Source organism: Vibrio sp. 10N.286.55.E10 (assembly GCF_002872555.1).
Lineage (GTDB): Bacteria > Pseudomonadota > Gammaproteobacteria > Enterobacterales > Vibrionaceae > Vibrio > Vibrio crassostreae.
The window spans coordinates 144,782-167,677 of record NZ_MCSD01000001.1 but is presented as its reverse complement, the minus strand read 5'-3'; the positions used below and the strand labels follow the sequence as shown (position 1 = coordinate 167,677).

Here is a 22,896-nt window from a genome sequence, read left to right as displayed (position 1 = left end):
CCACAAGGAAGTCTTAATGAAAATAAAAACCATGGTACTTGGTAACGCTTTGCTTGCTGCCGTAATGGGGACAGCTTTCTCTCTTCATTCCAATGAGCCGGAAAGAGAGATTTCGAACTACCAAGGAACATACACTTGCCACCCCGAAGCGATCTACGACCCAAGTTCTATTGATGAAGTACAAAACATCGTCCAAGACGCTCTGATACGCGGTAAAAAAGTGATGACGGGAAATCGCAAGTTCGCAAGCCAAATAGATGCCGCTTGTGCCGGTGACGACCAAGTTCAAATCACTCTGAAGAATATGAATAAGATCGTCCACTTCGATGCAACAAATAAGACCGTCACCGTTGAAGCTGGTATGCGGTTCAACGATCTCAATGACTTCTTACGCGGGCAAGGTTATGCGATCAACATGGTGACGGAGTTAGCTATCTTTACCGTTGGTGGCATGCTGGGCAGTGGTACACACGGCTCTACATTAGATAGACCAAGCAACATGCTCGCTGACTACGTTACCCAGCTTAAAGTTGTTGATGGGCAAGGCGAAGTCAGAGTACTTGAGGGCGATTTACTGGACGCCGCAAGAGTGAACCTTGGTGTGCTTGGCGTAGTGGTTGAAGCGACATTAAAGCTTGAAGATGCCTTTAAAGTGAAAGCAGAAGTCACCGGTTATCGAGATGATTCCAACCTTGAAGACGTAATACTGGATATTGCACACAACAACTACTCAGCGAACATCGCATGGTTCCCCGGTCTAGGGCGTTACACCACAACACTTTACAACCCCGTTCCAATCGAGACAGAAGGCCAAGCCTACAATGCACAAGCCGATGTCACGGATGCTGAGGAATTTTTCTTCGGGCTACTGTTTAATGCCGCACACGAATTCCCAGGTGCTGGTTTGCAATGTCTTGCTGCCGTCGCTCGTTACAATGGCCGAGCAAAGTCCTACTTCAGAGACAGTGTCACAGGTAAGGCAGTTGATGAACCTATCGGCTATTCTGACCAAATGCAGTACTTCGAATGCAAAGACCCGAACAAATGTATCTGGGATCGTCTGCCTATCGCGCTTCAAGAAGTCGCTATCGACATTGAACGCCTGCCAAACTGGATCAATGATGTCCGCCAAATCGTCGATGCTCACCCACGTACTTGCTTCCCGCTCAATGGTATTTACTTCCGATTTGGTAAAGCTTCCGACAGTTATTTAGGAATGAGCGCAGGACGAGATACCGCTTTCGTCGGCATTGAATACACACTACGTAAAGAGGGCAAGAAAGAGCCTAAAAACTACTTCGTGAACCTAGAAATCGAGCAAATGTCGCTACGAAAATATGATGCGCGACCACACTGGGGTAAAAACTCAGTCGCTATTTTTGAGGACATGCCCTCTCGCTTCCCGATGTGGCCTGAGTTCTTGCAAGCCAAAGCGGAGCTGGACCCTTTCGATACCTTCACCAACCCATTCTGGGAGCGTGTGAGTGGTGAAACGCCATTAGAAGATTATCTAAAACCAGGATGTAACGTGCGCGGCGAATGTTACTGTGAAGAAGATGCTCACTGCCAATCAGGGACGACTTGTCAGTCAGGGCTCTACTTCACTGACGCACGCATATGCCGAAAATAACCGGCTCGTCAGGCATATAGCACTGTGCTCTATGCCTGACACTCGCTTTTCCAAAGGATTCAACAAAGGACATCACTTCAATGAACCTCTGCCAACTACTGCGTTTAGGGCTAGCATGTTGCTGCCTGTTCGTAGCACAAGGGTTTGCTACCACACTCGAGGATATACGCCCTCATACTCCATCATCGCAACAAACTTGGGCTGAACAATGGTTCTATAATATCGCCGTCCCAGAGGTCGGCTACTTTAAAGTCAGCCTACAAACCTACATTGCTCCAGACTTTTCTGACCCAACGCCTAAGGCATACGTGCATCTCGCGTTTACACCGGTCAACGGCAAGACAGTGAAATACGACATCTTTCGTGATGAGTTAATCCTCCGTGGTTTTGACGACTCGGAACAGTTCCATTACGAAATACCGGGGATTGTCGTCGCCAATAAAGAAACACTGAATGTAACTTTCGAAGACTTTCAATTCTCGATGCGTTGGGATGGCGAACATGCTCATTATTGGCGTGGCAGAAATCCGGGACAAACGCCTTTCGGTATTATTCCTGAATTGCCGGGAGTCGGAGGTAAATGGTTTCTTTACACCGTTGGCACGCCGATTCAGTACAGTTTCTACGATGGTGAGCAATCTCTGTTTGGAAGCGGATACGCTCAGCTTGATAAAGGGTGGTACGACAAAGAGTCTAGCGCAGGAATGATCTACACCATGGGACTTTCTGATGAACTCTACTACATGTTTACAGGCGCAAAAGTTGGGAGTTCTAATATTGAACTGTGGGCTGGCCGCTATATCTCACCTAATTATGACCTGATCTTCTACCCGGCGATTGGCAATATTTCACTGAAAAGAGAGGTCGATTCCTGCGCAGGATACTTAAAATTCGAAATGAACAAAATTAAGTACAAGATGGTCATGGAAGTAAAATCCGAACTGGAAAGCTTTTACCCGTTAGCCTTCCCTTCTGTAATTATCTTTGGCGGAGAGCAGAAGTACATGAAATCAATGAAGGCTTCGGTCAATGTTTCTTTATACGAGCACAACGTTTTGGCCGAAACCATAGAGATGCCGCAAGCCTTGTTGGAGTTCAGTGGACCTTTCTATTGCGATGCCTTGGATGATATTCAAAATGCATCACTGTAGATCGGTTTGAATACACAACAGGTGCTTCAAACAAAACAACAACGGAGTAGTACTTTCTTGGTGCTACTCCACAACTTAACACCTTCCAATCAGTTCCAGTAACCCCAAAAGACTCACCTTTCATGCAGACGTAATGGTAGCTCACGAAACGGATAATTTTCCTGATCGATAAAAAGCCCATGTTCGTACATATAAGCTCATAAAACGCAGGTTCATTTAATCAAGTAGGAAGAGAAAGATATGAAGGACATGACCCTTTCAAGACAAGATATCCAAACAATGGATCAGCGAGAACGCGCTCGCTTAATCAACTCCTTATCAGGATTCAAAAGCGCCAACCTAATTGGTACGTGCGATAAACAAGGGCTAGAAAATCTTGCTGTGGTGAGCTCTGTTGTTCACCTAGGGTCGAATCCACCTTTGCTTGGCTTCATAGTCCGACCAACAGAAAGTCGCCGCCATACATTAGAGAACATCTTAGAAACTCAGCACTTCACCATCAATAGTATCGGTGCTGACTTTGTTCAAAAAGCCCATCAAACTTCCGCTCGTTATCCTAAATCAATCTCCGAATTTAACGCAGTTGGTCTCACGCCCTATTACGATGATGTATTATCTGCTCCATTTGTTTTAGAAAGCAGTCTCAAAATAGGGTTAGTTTTGAAAGAACAGATATCGATTGAAAGCAATCAAACGCAAATGTTGATTGGAGAGGTCATTACGATTCAAGCACCCAAACGTGCCGTGATGCCGGATGGCTACCTTGATTTAGAAGCACTAGATTTAGTCACGATTTCAGGGCTAGACAGCTACCATGTCACGCAAAGGCTTCATCGCTTAAGTTATGCCAAGCCAGACAAGTCTCTATTTCCGCTGACTCACGAAGGCACCCCAACCTCGTGGGAAGCTTTCGAACACAACCTAACTCATTTTGTTCGGTAATTTACTCACAAAGGTGCTAACTTTCGTTCTTAAATACGGTTCATAACGGTGTGTTTTAAGAATATGGTTCAATGCCCAGCATCCGATAAAAACACTCCACTTAAATTCCACCTAACCTCTTTCTCCAAGGACCCCTTTGAAGTTAGCTCACTTTAAATACAAAACGCGCAAAGGCCCAAACTACCGACATGGCGATCAGGTGTCTTTCATGGACATCAAACAGACCTTCGGTATGGGCAGCATTCGTGTGGGCGCTTGGGTAACAAAAGAAGAGAAAGAGCTCGCTGCGAATCTGATATTCGATTCGCTAGCAGATTTGGCTTACATCTTGACTTTGCCACCAGAAGCAATTGGCTTGCGTGGCACATTAGGCTTAGCGTTCGGCAGTGGTGGCAGAAAGGGTGTACAAGCACACTACGCGCCAAACCAAAGAGAATTAGCCCTCGCTAAAAACGCAGGGGCAGGTGCGTTAGCGCATGAGTTCTGGCATGCGTTTGACCACTACATTGCTGAAAAGGCGTTTGAAATTGGTGATACCTCAGGCCCTCGAAAACACATTTTGTTCGCCAGTGATTGTTGGTTACACGATAGAAAAGTAAGACCTCATCCATTAAATGAAAGTTTGATGTCTGTGTTCGATGCCACACTACTCAGTGACAACAACCTAGATAAGCACGACTACGTAGCTCGAAGTGTTATTGCCGACAAAGCGATGTCTGCCCGTTACTTCTCACTACCCACAGAGATGATGGCGCGTGCCTTTGAGTCGGTGATTGAATCCTGTTCTGATATCAAAAACGTTTATTTGGTCGATGGTACAACCAAACCGGATATGTACCCTGTGTATCCTGATATGGCGCACCGAAAACAGATTTATCAAGCGCTGCAAGATTACTTCGCGCCGTTGGGCCGATCTTTAAGTAAATAGCATTTTGAGTCAGTAACACTCTGCAGATTTACAGTGAGTGACATGTACCATAAGTTGACCATGTGTAATCTCTAAGATAACATGTACAACAAGCGGAACATGTACAATAGTTAATTCATGAATGATTAACTATTCTGTGTATATTGAAAGATTAAACATATCCAAAAACAACAGGGTAAATAAGTGATGAATATTGTTTCTTTTACTGAGGCAAGAAATAGCCTTAAGTCTGTGCTCGATAGAGTGGTAGACGATTCTGATGTTACGGTAATAACCAGACGAGATTCAGAAGATGCCGTGGTAATGTCTCTTGATCATTTTAATTCAATGCAAGAAACCTTGTACCTAATGAGCTCGCCTAAAAACGCTGAAAGATTGGCTGAATCCATTGCTCAACTCGAAGCCGGAAATACAACCGTTCGAGAATTGAATAATGACGAATGATCGAAAGATTGTATTTACAGATAATGCTTGGGAAGATTACCTATACTGGCAAACCCAAGACAAGAAAACGCTCAAGAAACTAAATAAGTTGATTGAAGCTGCCAAAAGAACGCCCTTTGAAGGGATTGGAAAGCCGGAGCCACTAGTCGGCAACCTCTCTGGCTTTTGGTCAAGACGAATCGATGACAAGAATCGATTAGTGTATAAAGCAGATGACGATAACTTTTACATAATTGCTTGTCGTCACCACTATTAAAAGCAGTAAGCAGCACATAGAAAGGGCAGTAATGATCAGTTGGCCATCTTTGGTAAAACTCGACGGTGATGATGAGCTTATTTACGTCACATCCGAGAACGATTTTCAGGCAGAATGCTCAGACATGATCTTGGGTGAAGATGATTACCTCATCGATTCTGAAGGTGACAGTTACGCACTTCAATCGAACTCAAATCAACTGTCGCTAGCGAAACGAACTGAGCAGTATTCAGTAGAAAGCGTGACTAAGCTGATTCGAAATCACGAGTTCCAGAAAGCAGAAATGTGTCTGATGAAGATCCACTTCCTGACGATTGAAGAAGCAATTCAGTCTTTGGCTTTTGAGCCACGTTAATAGTTCATTTAAAAGCTAATAAACGAAACCTGTTAAAACAAAAACAGCGCCAATTTAGGCGCTGTTTTTCGTTGTTGTCTTGGCTATTTCAAAAAAAGAGTTAATACATTAAGCGATAAAAATCTGAGCCAGTGCATAACCTAAGCAACATGCGCCGACCACACCAATTAAACCAACCGACATGAATGAGTGGTTGAAGTACCACTTACCAATCTTAGTGGTACCAGACACATCGAAGTTCACCGTAGCGATATCTGATGGATAGTTCGGGATGAAGAAGTAGCCGTACACTGCTGGCATCAAACCGATAAGCAGCGCTGGATCCAACCCTAAACCAAGGCCAACAGGCAACATCATTCGTGCAGTTGCAGCTTGCGAGTTCACCACAACCGATACGATGAATAGCGCCAGTGCGAACGTCCATGGGTAGTTGGTCACCATTTCCACGATGCCAGATTTAAACTGAGGCATTGCGTATTGGAAGTAAGTATCCGACATCCATGCGATACCAAAGATAGCAATCGCTGCCACCATACCCGATTTGAATACCACGCCGTTTGGCACATCTCGCGGGTCAGTTTTGGTTGCCAGCAAGATGATACCGCCGAAGCAGAGCATCATCATTTGAATGATCACCGACATCTTGATTGGCTTGTCGCCGTCTACGATGGTTCTGATCTCAGGCACCATCGCCACGATAACAATCACGACAATTGACAGTAGGAAAATCAAAACCGCATTACGAGCCGAAGTTGGCAGCACTTCATCCAAAGACGTCGCTGTGGTGCTTTCGATACGCTTTTTCCACTCAGGATCTTTTAGACGCGCTTGGTATTCAGGATCATCGTTCAGCTCTTTACCGCGTTTCAAGCTATACAAAGAAAGTAAGAACGTACCAAACAGCGTTGCAGGCACCGTCACCATCAAAATAGAAAGCAGAGTAATAGAATGTTGAATATCAGAAAGCTGCGCGAGGTAATACACCACAGCAGCTGAAATTGGCGATGCGGTAATCGCAAGTTGAGAGGCAACAGAAGCCGCAGCCATTGGGCGCTCAGGACGGATTCCGTTCTTCAATGCCACATCACCGATGATAGGCATAATTGAGTAAACCGCGTGGCCAGTACCCAATAGGAAAGTCATCGAATAAGTCACAAACGGGGCTATCAAGGTGACGCGTTTCGGGTTCTTTCTCAGCACCCTTTCCGCCACTTGCAGCATGTATTTTAAGCCACCAGCCGCTTCGAGTATCGAAGCACAAGTAACAACGGCGAGGATGATCAACATTACGGTGACAGGTGGAGACGTTGGTGGCATCTTGAAGACAAACACCTCGATTACCAAACCAATACCAGAAACAACACCTAAGCCAATACCGCCATACCGAGACCCGATATAAAGGACGACTAATAAAAATAGAAACTCAAAATACAACATAAGCAACCCTGCTAAAAATGTGGACTAATGTTATTTTCTCCCTAAGCTCAGCCATTTACTTATTGCTTGGTCACACTATGATTGCAGGCTCCCGTTAATTGTTTTTTATAAGATTATGGTCACGCTAACACGCCTGTAAGTTTATGAAATGTAATAAGAAGCCAGGCACAAGACCTAGATTTGTTATGTGGGATAATCACAATTGTTTCTATTAGATCTATATGGCCTATAAAATATCAAGCTCATAACTGAACGATATTATTTCAGCGTAAATCAATCAGCTCCCAACCCACCTATAGGCACATTCCTTAAGCTAATTGGGCTCGTTCTTACTAAACACTGACTCGCCTATCCCTAGACACTGTGTCAAAATACTCGCCCTCACGACGACAACACATAAAGAACCACGTATATGAATTTTCAAGCTGCTATTTTTGATATGGATGGACTGCTGCTCGACACCGAGCGACTTTGTATGCAGGTATTTGAAGAAGCATGTCACGCGCAAGGTGTTCCGTTTTTGCAAGATGTTTACCTAGGCATCATTGGTTGTAATGCAAAAACCATCGAACAGATTTTTCGAAATGGTTACGGTGAAAACCTAGACTACCCAGCGCTGAATAACGAATGGCGAACCCGCTACAGTGCGATTGTTAAAAACCAAGCAATCCCGGTAAAAGATGGCGTAATTGAGTTGCTGGAGTGGCTAAAGTCGAATGACATTCCAATCGCGGTAGCAACCTCAACTCAACTAGATATCGCCAAGAAGAAGCTTGAGTTAGCAGGCCTAGATTCTTACTTCACTTCACTAAGCACCGGCTGCGAAGTGACTCACGGTAAGCCTCACCCAGAAATTTACTTGCTGGCGGCAGAACGCCTAGGTGTTGCGCCTGAAACTTGCTTGGCGTTTGAAGATTCAAACAACGGCATTCGCGCTTCTATGGCAGCCAACATGATCAGCTTCCAGATCCCTGATTTAGTAGAGCCATGTGACGAAGTAAAAGCGCTTGGTCACACCATCAGCCCTTCTCTACATCATGTATTGGCACAGCTTCAACAAGCTGCAGCTTAGGCTCTCACTACCGTTGATAATGCTTTTATCTGTCTCGTCCTAAAATACGTAGACAAGCCTCTCTATTAAGCCGACTCACAGAGTCGGTTTTTTTGTTGGTATAGTTTTTATAAAAGATAAAAAATCGCGCTTGAAACTGTTAAAGTCGATGTGAAATAAATGCTAGGTGATCAACAAGATTGCTAACGTCTACGTATGGAGAAAAAGACGCGTGAAGGAAAAGTTTGAAGACCAACTGCTTGATTTTGCACAACGAGAAATGACACAAGATGCAGCGCACGACATTAGCCACATTAAGCGCGTCGTTAAAACCGCTAAGGCTTTATGTGTTCAAGAACAGGCTAAGCTTGAAGTCGTTCTTCCCGCCGCTTATCTTCATGACTGCTTCACCTTCCCGAAGAACCACCCAGACAGAGCCAAAAGCTCGCAAATGGCAGCAGACAAGGCGATCTCTTTCCTTAAATCTATCGACTATCCTGCGTCCTATCTGGATGAAATCCATCATGCGATTGTCACGCACAGCTACAGCGCCAACATCACACCAGAAACTTTGGAAGCTCAAGTCGTCCAAGATGCTGATCGTCTCGATTCTCTTGGTGCGATTGGCATTGCTCGTTGCTTGTATGTGGGTCAAAGCTTTAACGCAGAGTTGTATAACCACGAAGACCCGTTCGCGAAGCAGCGTGACTTAGATGACAAGCATTACAGCGTCGACCACTTCTACGTGAAGCTGTTTAAGCTCGCTGAAACTATGAATACAGAATCCGCCAAGTTAGAAGCCAACAAGCGCACTGACTATATACGTGGCTTTCTTGAGCAGTTGAGTACGGAAGTTTAATGGTTTAGAAAAAGAGACACACGACAAGGAAGAGACAAGGATATGGAAATAAACCGCTTTAAAGCATCCGACGCCGACGAGATCGTCACTTGGTTCACATCCCTCGAAGACTACGTACTGTGGGGAGGACGAACCTTTGGTTGGCCGTTAGAAGCCTCTTCCATCATCGAACGTTCTCAAGAGCCCCATGTCGAGCTTTACACATTCTCCACGTCTAGCACTAACTCGAATACCAATGACTTGCTCGGTTTTATGGAGTTTCAACGCATGTCAGACAATGAACTTCGTTTCTGCCGAGTTGCTATTCACCCAAACCAACGAGGCAAAGGGTTAGGACAATCGATGCTTGAAACGGCCTTAAAGGTGGCGAAAGAAATACCAAATGTCACCACCATCACCTTGGCCGTATTCAAGCAAAACCACGGCGCAAAACGCTGCTACGACAAAGCGGGCTTTGAGGTGGTCGACAAAGAGCCGAGCGTTAAAGAGTTTAATGGTAAAACGTGGCCCTTGTATCAGATGGAATTAAAGCTCGGATAGCATGCTTTACTCAACTCAATCGTTTTAATTGCTAGATTCACCCCCATATCATTAAGCATTGGCTACACACTCAAGATACACAGATGTAATTTGGAACCTTCAATGACCCAAGAAAAATTCGACACCATTTACCAACGTGCCGCTCACCGTAAAGGCGGGGCAGCTGAGCTCGAAAAGATTGTTCGTGCACCTCTTTCACAAGCCGAGTTATCACAAATCACCGACGACCGTTGGCTAGCCGCCTTTACCGAGAAGGTATTCCAGTGTGGGATTTCGTGGAATGTGGTGAGGAAGAAATGGCCGCAATTTGAAGAAGTGTTCTTTGAATTCGACATCGAAAAGATGCTAATGCTGCCGAATGAGATGTGGGAACAGAAAGCGCAAGACCCGCGTATTATTCGCCACCTTACTAAGGTGATGACTATCCCTGCCAATGCCACCATGATTCATAATGCCAAGCGTGAAGCCGATTCATTCTCACAAATGGTTGCCGACTGGCCATCAGAACGCATTACAGAACTTTGGGACTACCTGAAGAAACACGGTAAGCGATTAGGTGGTAACACCGGTGCTTACACCTTGCGCCAGATGGGTAAAGACACATTCATCTTATCATCGGACGTTGAAGCGCACCTGCGCAGCACAGATGTGGTTGATAGCGGTCGTAACACTAAGCGAGCACAAGTTGCGGCAAGTAAGGCTTTCAACGAGTGGCAGCAGCAATCAGGTCGCAGCCTGAGCGAAATCAGCCAGATCGTGGCATACAGCTGCGGCGATAATCGCGTCTAGTTTTAGGGCTAATGACTTAAAGCTCTAGATTGCACACAGTTCCTTGCAAACTAAATGTTATAAGTCATTAACAAATAAGCGTGCATCGCACTTTCATCCGGTGGAATTGTATAGATAAATGTATACAATATAGGGTAATACTCATGAATTATTCTCAACCAACCCAACTCGACTAAACAAGGGTCCTTATCTCTATGACAGTTCTCAAAAACTCTGTCTCCAAAGGTGTAAAAACGAAAGTAACAGGCCAGACTCAAGACGATGTTGTTTACTGCCATATCTTCGATGCGATACTAGAACAAAGGCTGCCACCAGCCACAAAATTAAGCGAAGAAGCATTAGCAGAAATCTTTGGTGTTAGCCGTACTATTATTCGTCGTGCCTTGCTGCGCCTATCTTTAGAACAAGTTGTGGTGATCCGTCCTAACCGAGGTGCCGTGATTGCAGCACCCACAGTAGACGAAGCCAAACAGATATTTAAAGCACGCGAAGTGATGGAAATTGCTATCACAGAGCTAGCGGTTAAAAACGCGACCAAAGCTCAAATCGAAGAGTGTAGAAAACTGGTCGCGAAAGAGAACTGCGCCTTCGACCAAGGTGACTATGGTTCTGGCTTACGTTTGTCTGGTGAGTTCCACATCAAACTGGCTGAAATGGCTGAGAACGCGCCACTGCTGGCTTTTCAACGCAGCTTGGTATCGCAAACTTCTCTGCTTATTGCCCAGTACGAAACCGGCAGCCACTCAAACTGCTCTCTCGATGAGCATGAAGGATTGCTTGATGCGATAGAGTCTGGAGATGAAGAGCAAGCCGTTGACCTAATGCGAGAGCATTTAAGCCACATTCGCTCTAAGCTAAACCTAGACAGCAGCACTGCATCGAGCGACCTGCATGTTGTGTTCTCAGATCTGCTTAAGAACAAATCATAATCGCTTCTATAAGCTATTAATGACTAACTGCTAATAGTTTCTTGTTGGCAACTATCAGTTAACAACTTTTTGTTAACAAGACGGGAGAGAAGTAAGCCTCTGCGATTACTTCTCTTTTTTATACCCTCCCTATAATGATAGACGCGAAGATCGACTCATTTCACCTCAAAATACTCTCGTTTCTGAGCAGAATAGTGCTCTTAGCCTCTATAACATTTACTCCCTAATGCAAAAATTATTGTCTTTATTTTGTATACATAGCCATTAATTCATTCACACCACAAAACTCAACACTTCCAATTTAAATCCCAATAAAACAAACAACTACATCCAAAATTAAATTGTACACAATCCACCAAAGTGCAATGTTGTTGCATTTTTGTAAATAAATAGTTGACCACAGGGTCAGGATGGATAATTATTGACCTAGAAGTCAAAAAGAATACACATGGAACAATGTCGATTTACAAGGAGGTCTCTTGATTACTTTTTTGCTCAATCAGGAAATAAGACGTGAAGACAATCTGTCACCTAACATGACAGTGCTCAACTACCTTCGTACCAAGGTTAATAAAACCGGTACCAAAGAAGGTTGTGGGTCAGGTGACTGTGGCGCATGTACCGTCGTTCTCGGTGAAGTAGTTAATGGACAACTGCAATACCGTTCGGTGAACTCTTGCCTTACATTTGTGTCAGCGTTACACGGTAAGCAGCTGATCACAGTAGAAGATCTGCAAAACCGAGATAAGTCATTACACCCGGTACAGAAAGCGGTCGTCGATTTTCACGGTTCACAGTGTGGTTACTGCACGCCGGGCTTCATCATGTCGATGTTTGCCCTAGGCAAGAACAAACCCGATGCGAGCAAAGAAGACGTCATGGAATCACTGGCGGGTAACCTATGTCGTTGTACAGGCTACCGACCAATCGTTGATGCCGCGATGTCGCTTTCAACAGACCAACCTTTGATCGACCAATTTGCTGAGCTTGAACGCAACACCATCAAGAAGCTAGAAGGTATTCAAGACACCGAGGCCAACTTACGCCTTGGTCACCTCACCGCTTTTTCCCCGAAAAGCACTGACGAGTTGGCCAAGCTTTTTCAAGCGCATCCGAACGCGAAGCTGGTTGCTGGCGGCACGGATTTAGCACTGGAAGTGACACAATTCCATCGCGAGATTGAAACACTGATCAGCGTAAACCTTGTTGAAGACATGAAGGTATGCGAAGAGACCGACACCGATTTAATCATTGGTGCCAACCTACCTATCAGCGATTCTTACTCACTACTGAAAAAACACTACCCAGATTTTGGGGAACTATTGCACCGCTTTGCTTCACTTCAAGTTCGTAACCAAGGCACCATCGGTGGCAATGTTGCCAACGCTTCACCTATCGGTGATACCCCTCCTCTACTGATTGCCCTGAACGCGAAGATCAAACTTCGTTGTGGTGATGAGTCACGCACCATGCCGATTGAAGATTACTTCATCAGCTACAAAGTGACAGCGCAAAAAGAGAGTGAGTTCATTGAACAGATCATCATTCCTAAGCCAACCAACGACAGCTTCCGAGCTTACAAACTGTCTAAACGTTTAGACGATGATATCTCTGCAGTGTGTGGTGCGTTTGATATTCAAATCGAAGATGGCAAGGTTTCTTACGCTCGTATCGCTTTCGGTGGTATGGCTGCAACACCTAAGCGCGCGGCGCGTTGTGAAAATACGTTATTAGGCAAACCGTGGACAGACGCTAATATTAAGTTAGCAATGCAGGAACTGTATAACGACTTTGAGCCGCTATCTGATTTCCGTGCAAGCCAAGAATACCGTTCATTGTCGGCAGCAAATATGTTGCGTCGCTACTTCATTGAACAACAGAACAAAAACAACCAAATCGAAACAAGGGTAACGTCTTATGTCTAAATCAAATTCCTCTGTTCACAAGAGCAATGCGATGACCCACGAAGAGATGGTTACCATTGCAAAACAAGACCTAAAAACTGGCGTAGGTAAAAGCGTTAAACACGATAGTGCAGCCAAGCAAGTCACGGGCGAAGCGGTATACATCGATGACCGCCTTGAGTTCCCAAATCAGCTGCACGTCTACGCTCGCCTGAGCACTCAAGCACACGCCAACATCACCAAAATAGATTTATCACCGTGTTACGAATTCGAAGGTGTGGCGATTGCCATTCAAGCCAAAGACGTACCAGGTGAACTGGATATCGGTGCGATTCTTCCGGGTGACCCACTGCTTGCCGATGGCAAAGTCGAATATTACGGCCAACCTGTGATTGCCGTGGCTGCTAACGATTTAGAAACCGCACGCAAAGCCGCACATGCAGCCGTTATTGAATACGAAGAGCTACCTGCGATTCTTGATGTGAAAGAAGCACTGGCAAAAGAGCACTTCGTCACAGAGAGCCACACCCAGCAGCGTGGTGACTCGAAAGCAGCATTGGCAAAAGCAAAACACGTGATCTCTGGTGATCTAGAGATCGGCGGCCAAGAGCACTTCTACCTAGAAACTCAAATCAGTAGCGTGATGCCAACCGAAGACGGCGGTATGATCGTCTACACCTCGACTCAAAACCCGACCGAAGTTCAAAAACTGGTTGCGGAAGTGATTGGTGTGCCAATGCACAAAGTCGTGATTGATATGCGTCGTATGGGTGGTGGTTTCGGTGGTAAAGAGACTCAAGCAGCCTCTCCAGCGTGTATGGCTGCGGTTATTGCTCACCTCACTGGTCGCCCAACCAAAATGCGTTTGCTGCGCAGTGAAGACATGCAGCAAACCGGTAAACGTCACCCGTTCTACAATCAATACACAGTCGGTTTTAACGACAATGGTGTGATTCAAGGTGCCGACATTACCGTTGCAGGTAACTGTGGTTACTCACCAGACTTATCAAGCTCAATCGTAGACCGCGCGATGTTCCACTCAGACAACGCCTATTATCTAGGTGATGCAACTGTGGTCGGTCACCGATGCAAAACCAACACAGCATCGAATACCGCTTATCGTGGCTTTGGTGGCCCGCAAGGCATGATGACTATTGAACACATCATGGACGAGATTGCGCGTTACCTGAAAAAAGATCCTTTGGAAGTACGTAAGGCAAACTACTACGGCGAAGAAGGCCGTAACGTGACCCATTACTACCAAACCGTTGAAGACAACTTTTTACCTGAGATAACCGAACAGCTTGAGCGCAGCAGTGACTATCACGCACGTCGTAAAGACATTGCTGAGTTCAACAAGCAAAGCCCTATCTTGAAGAAGGGTCTAGCAATCACACCAGTGAAATTCGGTATCTCGTTTACTGCGACTTTCTTGAACCAAGCAGGTGCGCTCATCCATATCTACACCGATGGCAGTATTCATTTGAATCACGGTGGTACGGAAATGGGGCAAGGCTTGAACATCAAAGTGGCACAAATCGTTGCACAGGAGTTCCAAGTCGATGTCGAACGTATCCAGATCACCGCTACAAACACAGACAAAGTTCCGAACACATCACCAACCGCAGCCTCATCGGGCGCCGACCTCAACGGTAAGGCCGCGCAAAACGCCGCAATAACCATTAAGCAGCGCTTGATCGAATTTGCTTCTTCACACTTCAAAGTTTGGCCTGAAGAAGTCATCTTCAAGAACGGTATGGTGCAGATCCGCGATGAGATCATGACCTTTAACTCGTTTGTTGAACTGGCTTGGTTTAACCAAATCTCGCTGTCGAGCACTGGCTTCTACCGCACTCCGAAGATCTACTACGATCACGAGAAAGCGCGCGGTCGCCCATTCTACTACTACGCGTATGGCGCATCTTGTTCAGAGGTTATCATCGATACTCTAACTGGCGAAAACAAGATTCTGCGTGTCGATATTCTGCATGACGTGGGGGCTTCATTGAACCCTGCGATTGATATCGGCCAAGTCGAAGGCGGCTTTGTGCAAGGTGTCGGCTGGTTGACGACAGAAGAGCTAGTATGGAACCAACAAGGTCGCTTAATGACCAACGGTCCTGCAAGCTACAAAATCCCAGCGATTGCTGATATGCCGATTGATTTCAGAACGCACCTTTTGGAAAACCGCAGCAACCCAGAAGACACTGTCTTCAATTCGAAAGCCGTGGGTGAACCACCTTTCATGTTGGGTATGTCGGTATGGAGCGCACTGAAAGATGCGATTAGCTACGTAGCCGTCGATGGCACGATTCCAAAGCTCAACACACCTGCAACGCCAGAGCGTATTCTGATGGCGATACAGGAAGTAACTGAAACGGCTCCGACTTCGGTCGATGCACAATCAGAAACGGCTTAGGACGTAATAGACCGCTAGGGAAGCATAAAAGGGATTTAGGAGGACGTATGTTTAAGGATAATTGGATTCACGAACTGGCAAAACTGGAAGAGAACTACGAACCATGTGTGATGGTGACAGTGCTTGAAGACAAAGGCTCAGTGCCGCGTGATGCGGGTACCAAGATGCTTGTAACTCGTGACCGAATCATCGCTACGATTGGTGGTGGTCATCTTGAACATGTGGCCACCAAAATGGCGCGTGAAATGCTGATTGCCAGCGAGAAATCACTCAAAGTAGAACGCTTCAACCTAGGCGCTCGTTTAGGCCAATGTTGTGGCGGAATGGCAACGTTAAGCTTTGAACCGATTGGCACTCAGCAGAACCACCTTGTGTTGTTCGGCGCAGGCCACGTTGCCAAAGCGCTACTACACATTGTCGCAACCCTGCCCTTCCGCGTGACCTGGATTGATGAACGCGAAGAAGTATTCCCTGAAGCGCTGCCACACGGTGTGAAAAAGCTTGTCTCAGACGATCCAGTCGGTGAAGTGAAACACATGCCACCGAACAGCTATTACCTAGTGATGACCCACAACCACCAGCTCGATTTTGACCTAACCAAAGCGATTATCGACCGTGAAGACAGCCGTTACTTTGGCATGATCGGCTCGCTTACTAAGCGTAAGAAATTCGACTTCCGCTTAGAACAGCGTGGCTATAGCCAAGAGCAAATTGAAACCATGATTTGCCCGATTGGCATTAGCGCCGTGAATGGTAAACATCCTGCCGAAATTGCGGTATCGGTTGCGGGTGAACTGATCGCACACTATCAAGGCCAAGCGCTTGAACAAAAGCGCCCAACCAAACAATATCGAAATCAGGATTTGACCGATCAACACAGTCAACCAAGCGATGTAGGCGAACCACCATTGGAAGAGAAGATCGCCTAATACAAGTCGCAAAGCTTCAGTGGCCATCACGTCGCTGAAGTCATTAAAAGGAAGTAAACATGACAACGCAACGCAAAGCTTATCGCGCCAGTATTTTACACAGCGTCGCCGACCCAAAAGATGTCGGTATCGATGAGTCTTACGACTATTTTGAAGACGGTGTTTTAGTGGTTGAGAACGGCCACATCGTCGATTTAGGCCATGCCGATGACGTATTGGCTCGCCAGCCTAAAACACTCGAAGTAAAAGAATACAAAGATAAGCTGATCACCTCTGGCTTTATTGATACGCACATCCACTACCCTCAAACAGGGATGATCGCGTCTTACGGTGAGCAGCTACTTGATTGGTTAGAGAACTACACCTTCCCAGAAGAGAAACGCTTCAAAAACCCAGTTTATGCACACAAAGTGGCGAAGCTATTCCTAGACGAACTAGCAAGCAACGGCACCACCACAGCACTCGTGTTCGGCACCGTGCACAAAGAGTCGGTTAACGTTTTCTTTGAAGAAGCAGAGAAGCGCAACCTACGTATGATCGCAGGTAAGGTTTTAATGGATCGCAATGCGCCAGACTACCTCACCGACACGCCAGAATCTGGCTACGCTGATTCCAAAGAACTGATTGAGAAGTGGCACAACCGCAGCCGTTTGCTTTACGCGGTGACGCCTCGTTTCGCGCCAACCAGCACACCAGAGCAATTGGCGACCGTTGGTAAACTTCTTGAAGAATACCCAGATGTGTACATGCACACGCACCTTTCTGAAAACGAGAAAGAGATTGAATGGGTAAAAGAACTGTTCCCTGAACGCGACAGCTATTTGGATGTATATGACCACTATGGTCTACTGCACAAACGCTCCGTATTCGCCCATGGTATTCACCTGTCTGACTGCGAATGTAAGCGTCTAGCGGATACCGAATCTGCCATCGCTTTCTGTCCGACCTCTAACCTGTTCTTAGGCTCAGGTTTATTCCGATTACCCGAAATGGAAGAGCACGGCATTCGTGTTGGTATGGGTACCGATGTAGGCGCAGGCACTAGCTTCTCGATTCTGCAAACCATGAGTGAAGCCTACAAGATCATGCAACTACAACATAAGAAGTTGCACCCAGCCAAATCACTGTTCTTAGCCACATTAGGTGGTGCACGTTCACTGCATTTAGAAGACAAGATTGGTAACTTGGAAGTCGGTAAAGAAGCGGATTTCGTGGTGCTCGACTTACACGCCACGCAACTGATGCGCTTTAGAATGGAACAAGCCACAAAGCTCGAAGAGAAACTATTTGTGCTAATGAGTTTGGGTGACGACAGAACCGTCAGCGAGACTTACATCTACGGAGAAAAAGCCTACGATGTGAACTTCAAAGATTACCAAAAGCTCGTTAGCTAGACTTAAAACCGAGTAACAATCGCTAGACAGCGGCAGCCGTCGTTAATTAAAAATCCGTCCAGATTTATCTATCCTTGAAAGACCAGTTGCTGATGCCACTGGTCTTTTTTGTGCTTCATTCAAAGAAATATAAATTAACCGCTCACAGACAACGATCTTCGGTGACGCCAAGTCATTATATTGATAGGTTAATGTTTATACATCTCGACTTCATACTTCACTTTAGCGTCTCTCTCAAACATTCGTTTCTCAGCTAAATGGAAGCACTAAATCTAGAAAGGAATTCTATGTTCGAACAGGTCGTCAGCATTCTGTTTCCCGTTTTTGCTCTAGCCAGTGCTGGCTTTGCTGTCGGTCGTTGGCTCAAACCCGATTTCAAACCGATCAATCGCATCAACATGGATGTTTGTATCCCTGCTTTGGTGTTTGCCTCGCTGACCACCATGCCTCTCGACACAGAACAACTGCCACTCATCACAGCTTCTTTGGTCGCGGTGTTAGTGCCTGCTTTATTGATGATACCAATCTGTAAGATCTTTAAGCTCAACTTCAAAGCTTGGGCTCCGCCACACATGTTTCGCAACAGTGGCAACCTGGCTATTCCCCTGTTCACTTATACCTTTGGTGAGAGCGCGTTAGCCCCTGCGGTATTGCTGTTTGTGGTATCGGCGTGTGTGCACATTAGTGTCGGTTTGGCACTATTGAGTGAAGGTAATCCGATCAAACAGATCCTCAAAATGCCGATATTCTTAGCAGCTGCGTTAGCGATGACGTTGAACCTATCTGGCATTGCAGTTTGGAATCCAATCTACGAAGCCACATCGCTACTTGGGCAAGCAGCCGTGCCTATCATGCTGCTGTCGTTGGGGTCGCAAATGGTCAACTTGAGGCTAAGTGGATTAAAGGTCGGCTTGTTGTGCACGGCTCAATCGCTGTTTACCGGAGCCATCGCCTTTACCATCATCTACTTCTTTATCCCACTGCCAACGCTGCACCTACAAATGATGGTGCTGTTCACCATGCTGCCGCCCGCCGTGATGAACTACCTGTTTGCAGAACGCTTCAATGTCGAGCCACCCAAGGTCGCGTCTATGGTGTTGTTCGGTAACTTCTTAAGTGTGGTAACGCTGCCGATATTGCTGTCTTTTGCCCTGTCGATGCCCTAAAAATTACTGCAAGTCCGCTGTACGACAGGCACACAAGATAAAAACATAAAGTTCCCACCCTAAGAATAAATATCATTGTTGATGTTTACGTTAATGTTTAATAAACGCACAAAATAGAAACTCAATACAAAATAAGTTTGATATCACTCTTTCCCTCCCCCCCCCCCTTTCTGAACAAAAACACAAAAATGAACAACAAAATATTTTATTTATTTTGACTTTGTTCTCCTCGAGCTTCATCTTCCTCAAGTTACCTAGTTAATAAAATACCATCCGATTTTCGCCCCGCTAGCATTACCTTTTATAAGTCATATGAAAATTAAAAATTTAATACCTCTACTGCTATGTACCTTCTCTCACCAAGCATTGTCTGCTGCAAATTTCACTACAGATTTTGTAGAGCTTGGGATTCAAACAAAGCCAAATGGTATTAGCTTGGAAGGGGGGCGAGATATCAATGACAGCCTGGCGCTTCTGGGTGGAGTAAGCTCAAATGCCGATCTCGATGAAGACAACTATGACGTCTATATCGGCCCTCAAGTTTACGGTCCTATCAACCAAGCCATCGATCTCAATACTTAATTATTTCTTCACTACAACAAAGGCTCTTACGCTCCAGGGAAAAGCAAAGCCTTTATTGAATTCAACGCAGGGCTTCGAGCCTGGATTACCCAACGAGTAGAGGCAAATGTCATGGTCGGTGCAAATGGAGAGCATTCGATCTTTACGTTTGGCGCGAGATTCCATGCAACGGATAAAGCCGCGTTCTCGATATCTTCTAAGAACAACGGGATTTATGGGCCTCAACTACAACTTGGGGTTAGATACAATTTTAGTTAACTGACTGTAAGTAAATGTTCTTAAAAGCAAAGTAGCCATTTGATGAGACATCTTGTATTCAACATACTTAGCGCAGCAAAAATTAACATCAGAAGGGCTAGGCGCCGATGAATTACTGAAGCTGCGTTCGAAATACATCGCGAATCAACAGCGAGCATCAACAGCGAGCATCAGAGACATTGACTCAAGACTTTGACGGTAAGAAGGTGCGTATACCTGGATTCCTGGTTCCAATTGCTTTCTCAGCGCCCCTCGTTGCTACCGAATTCTTGTTAGTTCCTACAGCAGGAGCGTGCATACATATGCCACCACCACCAGCGAACCAAATTGTCAGAGTCTCTTACCCCGAAGGCTACAAAGTAGAAACCGTTCAGTACCCAGTTTGGGTAGAAGGCGTGATTTCGTCAAAACTGACCACCGACAATGTATATCTTGTCGATGGCGATACCGATCTGACCATGGGGTACGATATGAATGCTTCGTTGGTAGTGAATTACCACTAACTAAAACGGCGTGAACCACGAAGTGCTAATGCTAGCTTTGGTTTCACCGACAACTCATAACCTATAACAAAAAGAGCCGCATCGAGGCTCTTTTTAACATCCAATCAATCCCAGACTAGCTTGACGGTTCGAAAATCAACGTATTGTCATGCCCGATAATCGTCAGCTGTTCACCTACATCGTCGTAAGCCACAGTAACGCTCTCTTCGAATGTATCAAAAATCAAATTCTCTTGAATCGCTTGAGTTCCACTACAGCCCATTCTCGTGCTGACAATTGGGGTGAATGCCAAATAGCCCTGTTCAAATGTCGTCACGTGGGTGAAAAAATGGTTACACCCCGTACGGCCATAAATGTTGTCTCGTGCTATTTGTATTGATGCTTGGTGTGTCGGCTGCTCACCATTAACACGAATAAGATTCCAAGGCCCCATAACAGCCTGGTGCATTGGTGATAACTCATGAGAGGTTTCTATTTCTTGCGCTTGAACGGCTGTTCCTAACACTCCAGAAAATAACAACACACTAAGCGATAAAATTACTTTTTTCATTATTCTTTCCGTTACTTATGAATTACCAACGTGTGAATTTAATTGAGACTGCTTCACCCATTCCCAGCCCTAACCCGCCAGCTTTAAGGTCAAAAATCTCTCCAGCTTCTCGGTCCCAAATTTTCACCTCATGGTAAAACAAGCCGCTGAAATAATGCCCCTTATTATCGAGTAATTCGATCTGTTTCCCCTTCTCAAGCTTATCGAAGAATCGCTCATCAATATAAGATGAACCAGAGAAAACAGGGATTGTTGTAATACCAGCGAAACGCATCACTAGCTCACCATAATCACCAACAGCACAGGCAATCACAATACCGGCACCGCCACAGGTCGTGACACGATATTGCCAGCCAGAATCGGTAGTAAAGGCACGCTTGATCGTTCCTCGCCCTAATACACCATCTATTTGAATATGAACTTCTTCTGGCAATGTCGTGCCTTTAATTTCAAACATATGAGGTTGAGAGTTACGGAAGTAAGGTATAGACATACCTTGACTAACGAATCGCTTAGTCGGTGTGATAACTTTGATTCTTAACCTATCACCATCAGTGTAACTAATGAGATTAGACAGGGAGCTCGGGTCATTCATATCAAGCTGTTCAATATCAACCCAAGCACCTTTGTTAATTGAATAAAAAGCTTTCATCTCCTCGCTGCCACTTTCTCCAGACATGTCCAAGCTATTCTTGATAAATAGTGTTGAACTTAGGACCGAGTTAGAAAAAAGCAGGGTTAATAATAGAAATGTAAGTTTAATTTTCTCCAGCATATACTGACCTTAATATTTAATAAGTATTTAGCTGGCAGGATGTTATGTACAAAAAATAAGAAAAACAACACATGATAAAATAATATATTAGAATCAAGTTGGGGCGCATACTTTTTTACGGTTTATAATAATATAACTATCATACTTTAGAACTAGAAATATAACATTTAACAAGATCAGTAAGAAAAAAACCAATGAACACAAAAGTCTATAAATTAGGGGGACGGTAATATTAGCCACACAATAATTTAAACTGAGTTGCGTATGGTTATTTATCAAATAATAAAATGACTAACACGGAAAAGAAAACGAGAGGCTTCCTCGTCAAAGAAAGCCATACCCACTGAATCTAAACGGTAGTTTACCCAAGCTTGTCCAGTTTAAGTTCTGCCGTCACCTTAGTAAGGCGGAGAGCTATCGCAAAGCAAACTAAATAAGGGCTTACATACCAAAAGAGGCTTTCTAGTGGCTGCTTGACCTGGGCCTCTCTGGTTTTAATGTATTGGTTTTTCTGCTTCTCATACTGACTCAACATACCATCCACCCACACCGCATCGCTTTCCACCAGCGAAACGCTCGGCGCAGGAACCGTAAAATCCGATGCATTCGGTAGCAAGGTGAAATCGACATCTTTGAACGTAATTGCGGTATTCAAATACCACAAACACGCTTCATGGTGCTGAGCGTGATTATCCAAAGATGGTTGACCGGTGCAGGTATCACTTCTCAGCTTATCCAAAGAAAACTGCTGAACCGACTCTAAAATCGCCACCGCTCTGGTTTGTTCTGTTTCAACCCAATCACCCGCTACTTTCGCACGAATCTCAGACACTGCACCCAGCATCCCGATACCCGCCAGAAACGGCCATAAATAATCCATAAGCTTCCACTTTCGTCGGCTCAAGTTTAACCCACACCAAATCGGAAGATGAAAAAGGAGCGTTAGCCCTAGTGATAGCAAAACGAAATTCAAGGAGCTAGAGAGCATGAGTTCGCTATCAAAGAAGTTCTTCATAATGAGAGACTTGCCTGTATAACAAAGAGAAATTTGATACTAGGTTCGATGTTAGAAAAGAGTGTAAGGGGAAAGTAAAAACAGCACCAA

The 22,896-nt window shown here is 45.2% G+C and carries 23 protein-coding genes; 19 read left to right on the top strand and 4 right to left on the bottom strand.

Translation table 11 applies throughout. The features are described 5' to 3' along the window. Positions 1-16: 16 nt before the first annotated feature. From BCV39_RS00700 to BCV39_RS00670, 7 genes are all read left to right on the top strand, one after another. A complete protein-coding gene (locus BCV39_RS00700) occupies positions 17-1,630 on the top strand; it encodes an FAD-binding protein (protein WP_102433424.1) in 1,614 nt (537 codons plus the stop codon). An 80-nt stretch (positions 1,631-1,710) separates the two neighbouring features. Then, the gene (locus tag BCV39_RS00695; RefSeq protein ID WP_102433425.1) at positions 1,711-2,781 is read left to right on the top strand and encodes a hypothetical protein; all 1,071 of its coding nucleotides are present in this window, start codon (positions 1,711-1,713) and stop codon (positions 2,779-2,781) included. 240 nt (positions 2,782-3,021) lie between these two features. Beyond that, positions 3,022-3,723 (top strand): flavin reductase, encoded by a 702-nt coding sequence (locus BCV39_RS00690; RefSeq protein WP_102433426.1) that lies wholly within the window; start codon positions 3,022-3,024, stop codon positions 3,721-3,723. Positions 3,724-3,859: 136 nt separating this feature from the next. Next, entirely contained in the window at positions 3,860-4,651 is a 792-nt protein-coding gene (locus BCV39_RS00685) for a CLCA_X family protein (protein ID WP_102433427.1), read from the top strand. 186 nt (positions 4,652-4,837) lie between these two features. After that, positions 4,838-5,095, top strand: coding sequence for a type II toxin-antitoxin system prevent-host-death family antitoxin (locus BCV39_RS00680; protein ID WP_017061616.1), 258 nt, complete (start codon positions 4,838-4,840; stop codon positions 5,093-5,095). Continuing rightward, the gene (locus BCV39_RS00675; RefSeq protein ID WP_017069754.1) at positions 5,085-5,351 is read left to right on the top strand and encodes a Txe/YoeB family addiction module toxin; all 267 of its coding nucleotides are present in this window, start codon (positions 5,085-5,087) and stop codon (positions 5,349-5,351) included. Before BCV39_RS00680 ends, BCV39_RS00675 begins: the two co-directional genes overlap by 11 nt. 31 nt (positions 5,352-5,382) lie before the next feature. Beyond that, positions 5,383-5,706 (top strand): DUF4144 domain-containing protein, encoded by a 324-nt coding sequence (locus BCV39_RS00670; protein ID WP_102433428.1) that lies wholly within the window; start codon positions 5,383-5,385, stop codon positions 5,704-5,706. A 108-nt stretch (positions 5,707-5,814) separates the two neighbouring features. Here BCV39_RS00670 and BCV39_RS00665 read toward each other — a convergent pair whose 3' ends face one another. Next, on the bottom strand, positions 5,815-7,143 hold the full coding sequence (locus BCV39_RS00665; protein WP_010432780.1) for an anaerobic C4-dicarboxylate transporter: 1,329 nt from the start codon (positions 7,141-7,143) through the stop codon (positions 5,815-5,817). A gap of 412 nt (positions 7,144-7,555) precedes the next feature. Between BCV39_RS00665 and BCV39_RS00660 the strand changes: the two genes are divergently transcribed. The 12 genes from BCV39_RS00660 (at position 7,556) to BCV39_RS00605 (ending at position 20,466) form a co-directional block, all read left to right on the top strand. Further along, positions 7,556-8,215, top strand: coding sequence for an HAD family phosphatase (locus BCV39_RS00660; RefSeq protein WP_055319150.1), 660 nt, complete (start codon positions 7,556-7,558; stop codon positions 8,213-8,215). Between the two features lie 211 nt (positions 8,216-8,426). After that, entirely contained in the window at positions 8,427-9,053 is a 627-nt protein-coding gene (locus tag BCV39_RS00655) for an HD domain-containing protein (protein WP_102433429.1), read from the top strand. A gap of 42 nt (positions 9,054-9,095) precedes the next feature. Beyond that, positions 9,096-9,593: an N-acetyltransferase gene (locus BCV39_RS00650; RefSeq protein WP_102433430.1), complete on the top strand. Its 498-nt coding sequence runs from the start codon at positions 9,096-9,098 to the stop codon at positions 9,591-9,593. Positions 9,594-9,695: 102 nt separating this feature from the next. Further along, positions 9,696-10,382 (top strand): DNA-3-methyladenine glycosylase I, encoded by a 687-nt coding sequence (locus BCV39_RS00645; protein ID WP_019821260.1) that lies wholly within the window; start codon positions 9,696-9,698, stop codon positions 10,380-10,382. A gap of 194 nt (positions 10,383-10,576) precedes the next feature. Beyond that, positions 10,577-11,311, top strand: coding sequence for a GntR family transcriptional regulator (locus tag BCV39_RS00640; protein ID WP_048669449.1), 735 nt, complete (start codon positions 10,577-10,579; stop codon positions 11,309-11,311). Between the two features lie 479 nt (positions 11,312-11,790). After that, positions 11,791-13,236 carry a xanthine dehydrogenase small subunit gene (gene xdhA, locus BCV39_RS00635; RefSeq protein WP_102433431.1) on the top strand — a complete coding sequence of 482 codons (1,446 nt, stop codon included), beginning with the start codon at positions 11,791-11,793 and terminating at the stop codon, positions 13,234-13,236. Further along, complete coding sequence (gene xdhB / locus BCV39_RS00630) at positions 13,229-15,634, top strand: xanthine dehydrogenase molybdopterin binding subunit (RefSeq protein ID WP_102433432.1); 2,406 nt, start codon at positions 13,229-13,231, stop codon at positions 15,632-15,634. The genes xdhA and xdhB overlap by 8 nt, the downstream gene beginning before the upstream one ends. A 47-nt stretch (positions 15,635-15,681) precedes the next feature. Next, entirely contained in the window at positions 15,682-16,563 is an 882-nt protein-coding gene (xdhC, locus tag BCV39_RS00625; protein ID WP_102433433.1) for a xanthine dehydrogenase accessory protein XdhC, read from the top strand. 59 nt (positions 16,564-16,622) lie between these two features. Beyond that, complete coding sequence (gene guaD, locus BCV39_RS00620) at positions 16,623-17,957, top strand: guanine deaminase (RefSeq protein ID WP_102433434.1); 1,335 nt, start codon at positions 16,623-16,625, stop codon at positions 17,955-17,957. A 287-nt stretch (positions 17,958-18,244) separates the two neighbouring features. Further along, entirely contained in the window at positions 18,245-19,123 is an 879-nt protein-coding gene (locus BCV39_RS00615; RefSeq protein ID WP_102433435.1) for an AEC family transporter, read from the top strand. A gap of 312 nt (positions 19,124-19,435) precedes the next feature. After that, entirely contained in the window at positions 19,436-19,705 is a 270-nt protein-coding gene (locus tag BCV39_RS23300; protein WP_241902284.1) for a hypothetical protein, read from the top strand. 464 nt (positions 19,706-20,169) lie between these two features. Then, positions 20,170-20,466, top strand: a complete 297-nt coding sequence (locus BCV39_RS00605; protein WP_241902282.1) for a DUF3299 domain-containing protein — start codon at positions 20,170-20,172, stop codon at positions 20,464-20,466. Between the two features lie 115 nt (positions 20,467-20,581). Here BCV39_RS00605 and BCV39_RS00600 read toward each other — a convergent pair whose 3' ends face one another. The 3 genes from BCV39_RS00600 to BCV39_RS00590 form a co-directional block, all read right to left on the bottom strand. Then, positions 20,582-21,016: an META domain-containing protein gene (locus BCV39_RS00600; protein WP_017105036.1), complete on the bottom strand. Its 435-nt coding sequence runs from the start codon at positions 21,014-21,016 to the stop codon at positions 20,582-20,584. Positions 21,017-21,038: 22 nt separating this feature from the next. Next, positions 21,039-21,791 carry a hypothetical protein gene (locus BCV39_RS00595; RefSeq protein ID WP_017105037.1) on the bottom strand — a complete coding sequence of 251 codons (753 nt, stop codon included), beginning with the start codon at positions 21,789-21,791 and terminating at the stop codon, positions 21,039-21,041. Between the two features lie 361 nt (positions 21,792-22,152). After that, positions 22,153-22,671 carry a hypothetical protein gene (locus BCV39_RS00590; RefSeq protein WP_102431658.1) on the bottom strand — a complete coding sequence of 173 codons (519 nt, stop codon included), beginning with the start codon at positions 22,669-22,671 and terminating at the stop codon, positions 22,153-22,155. Positions 22,672-22,896: the final 225 nt, after the last annotated feature.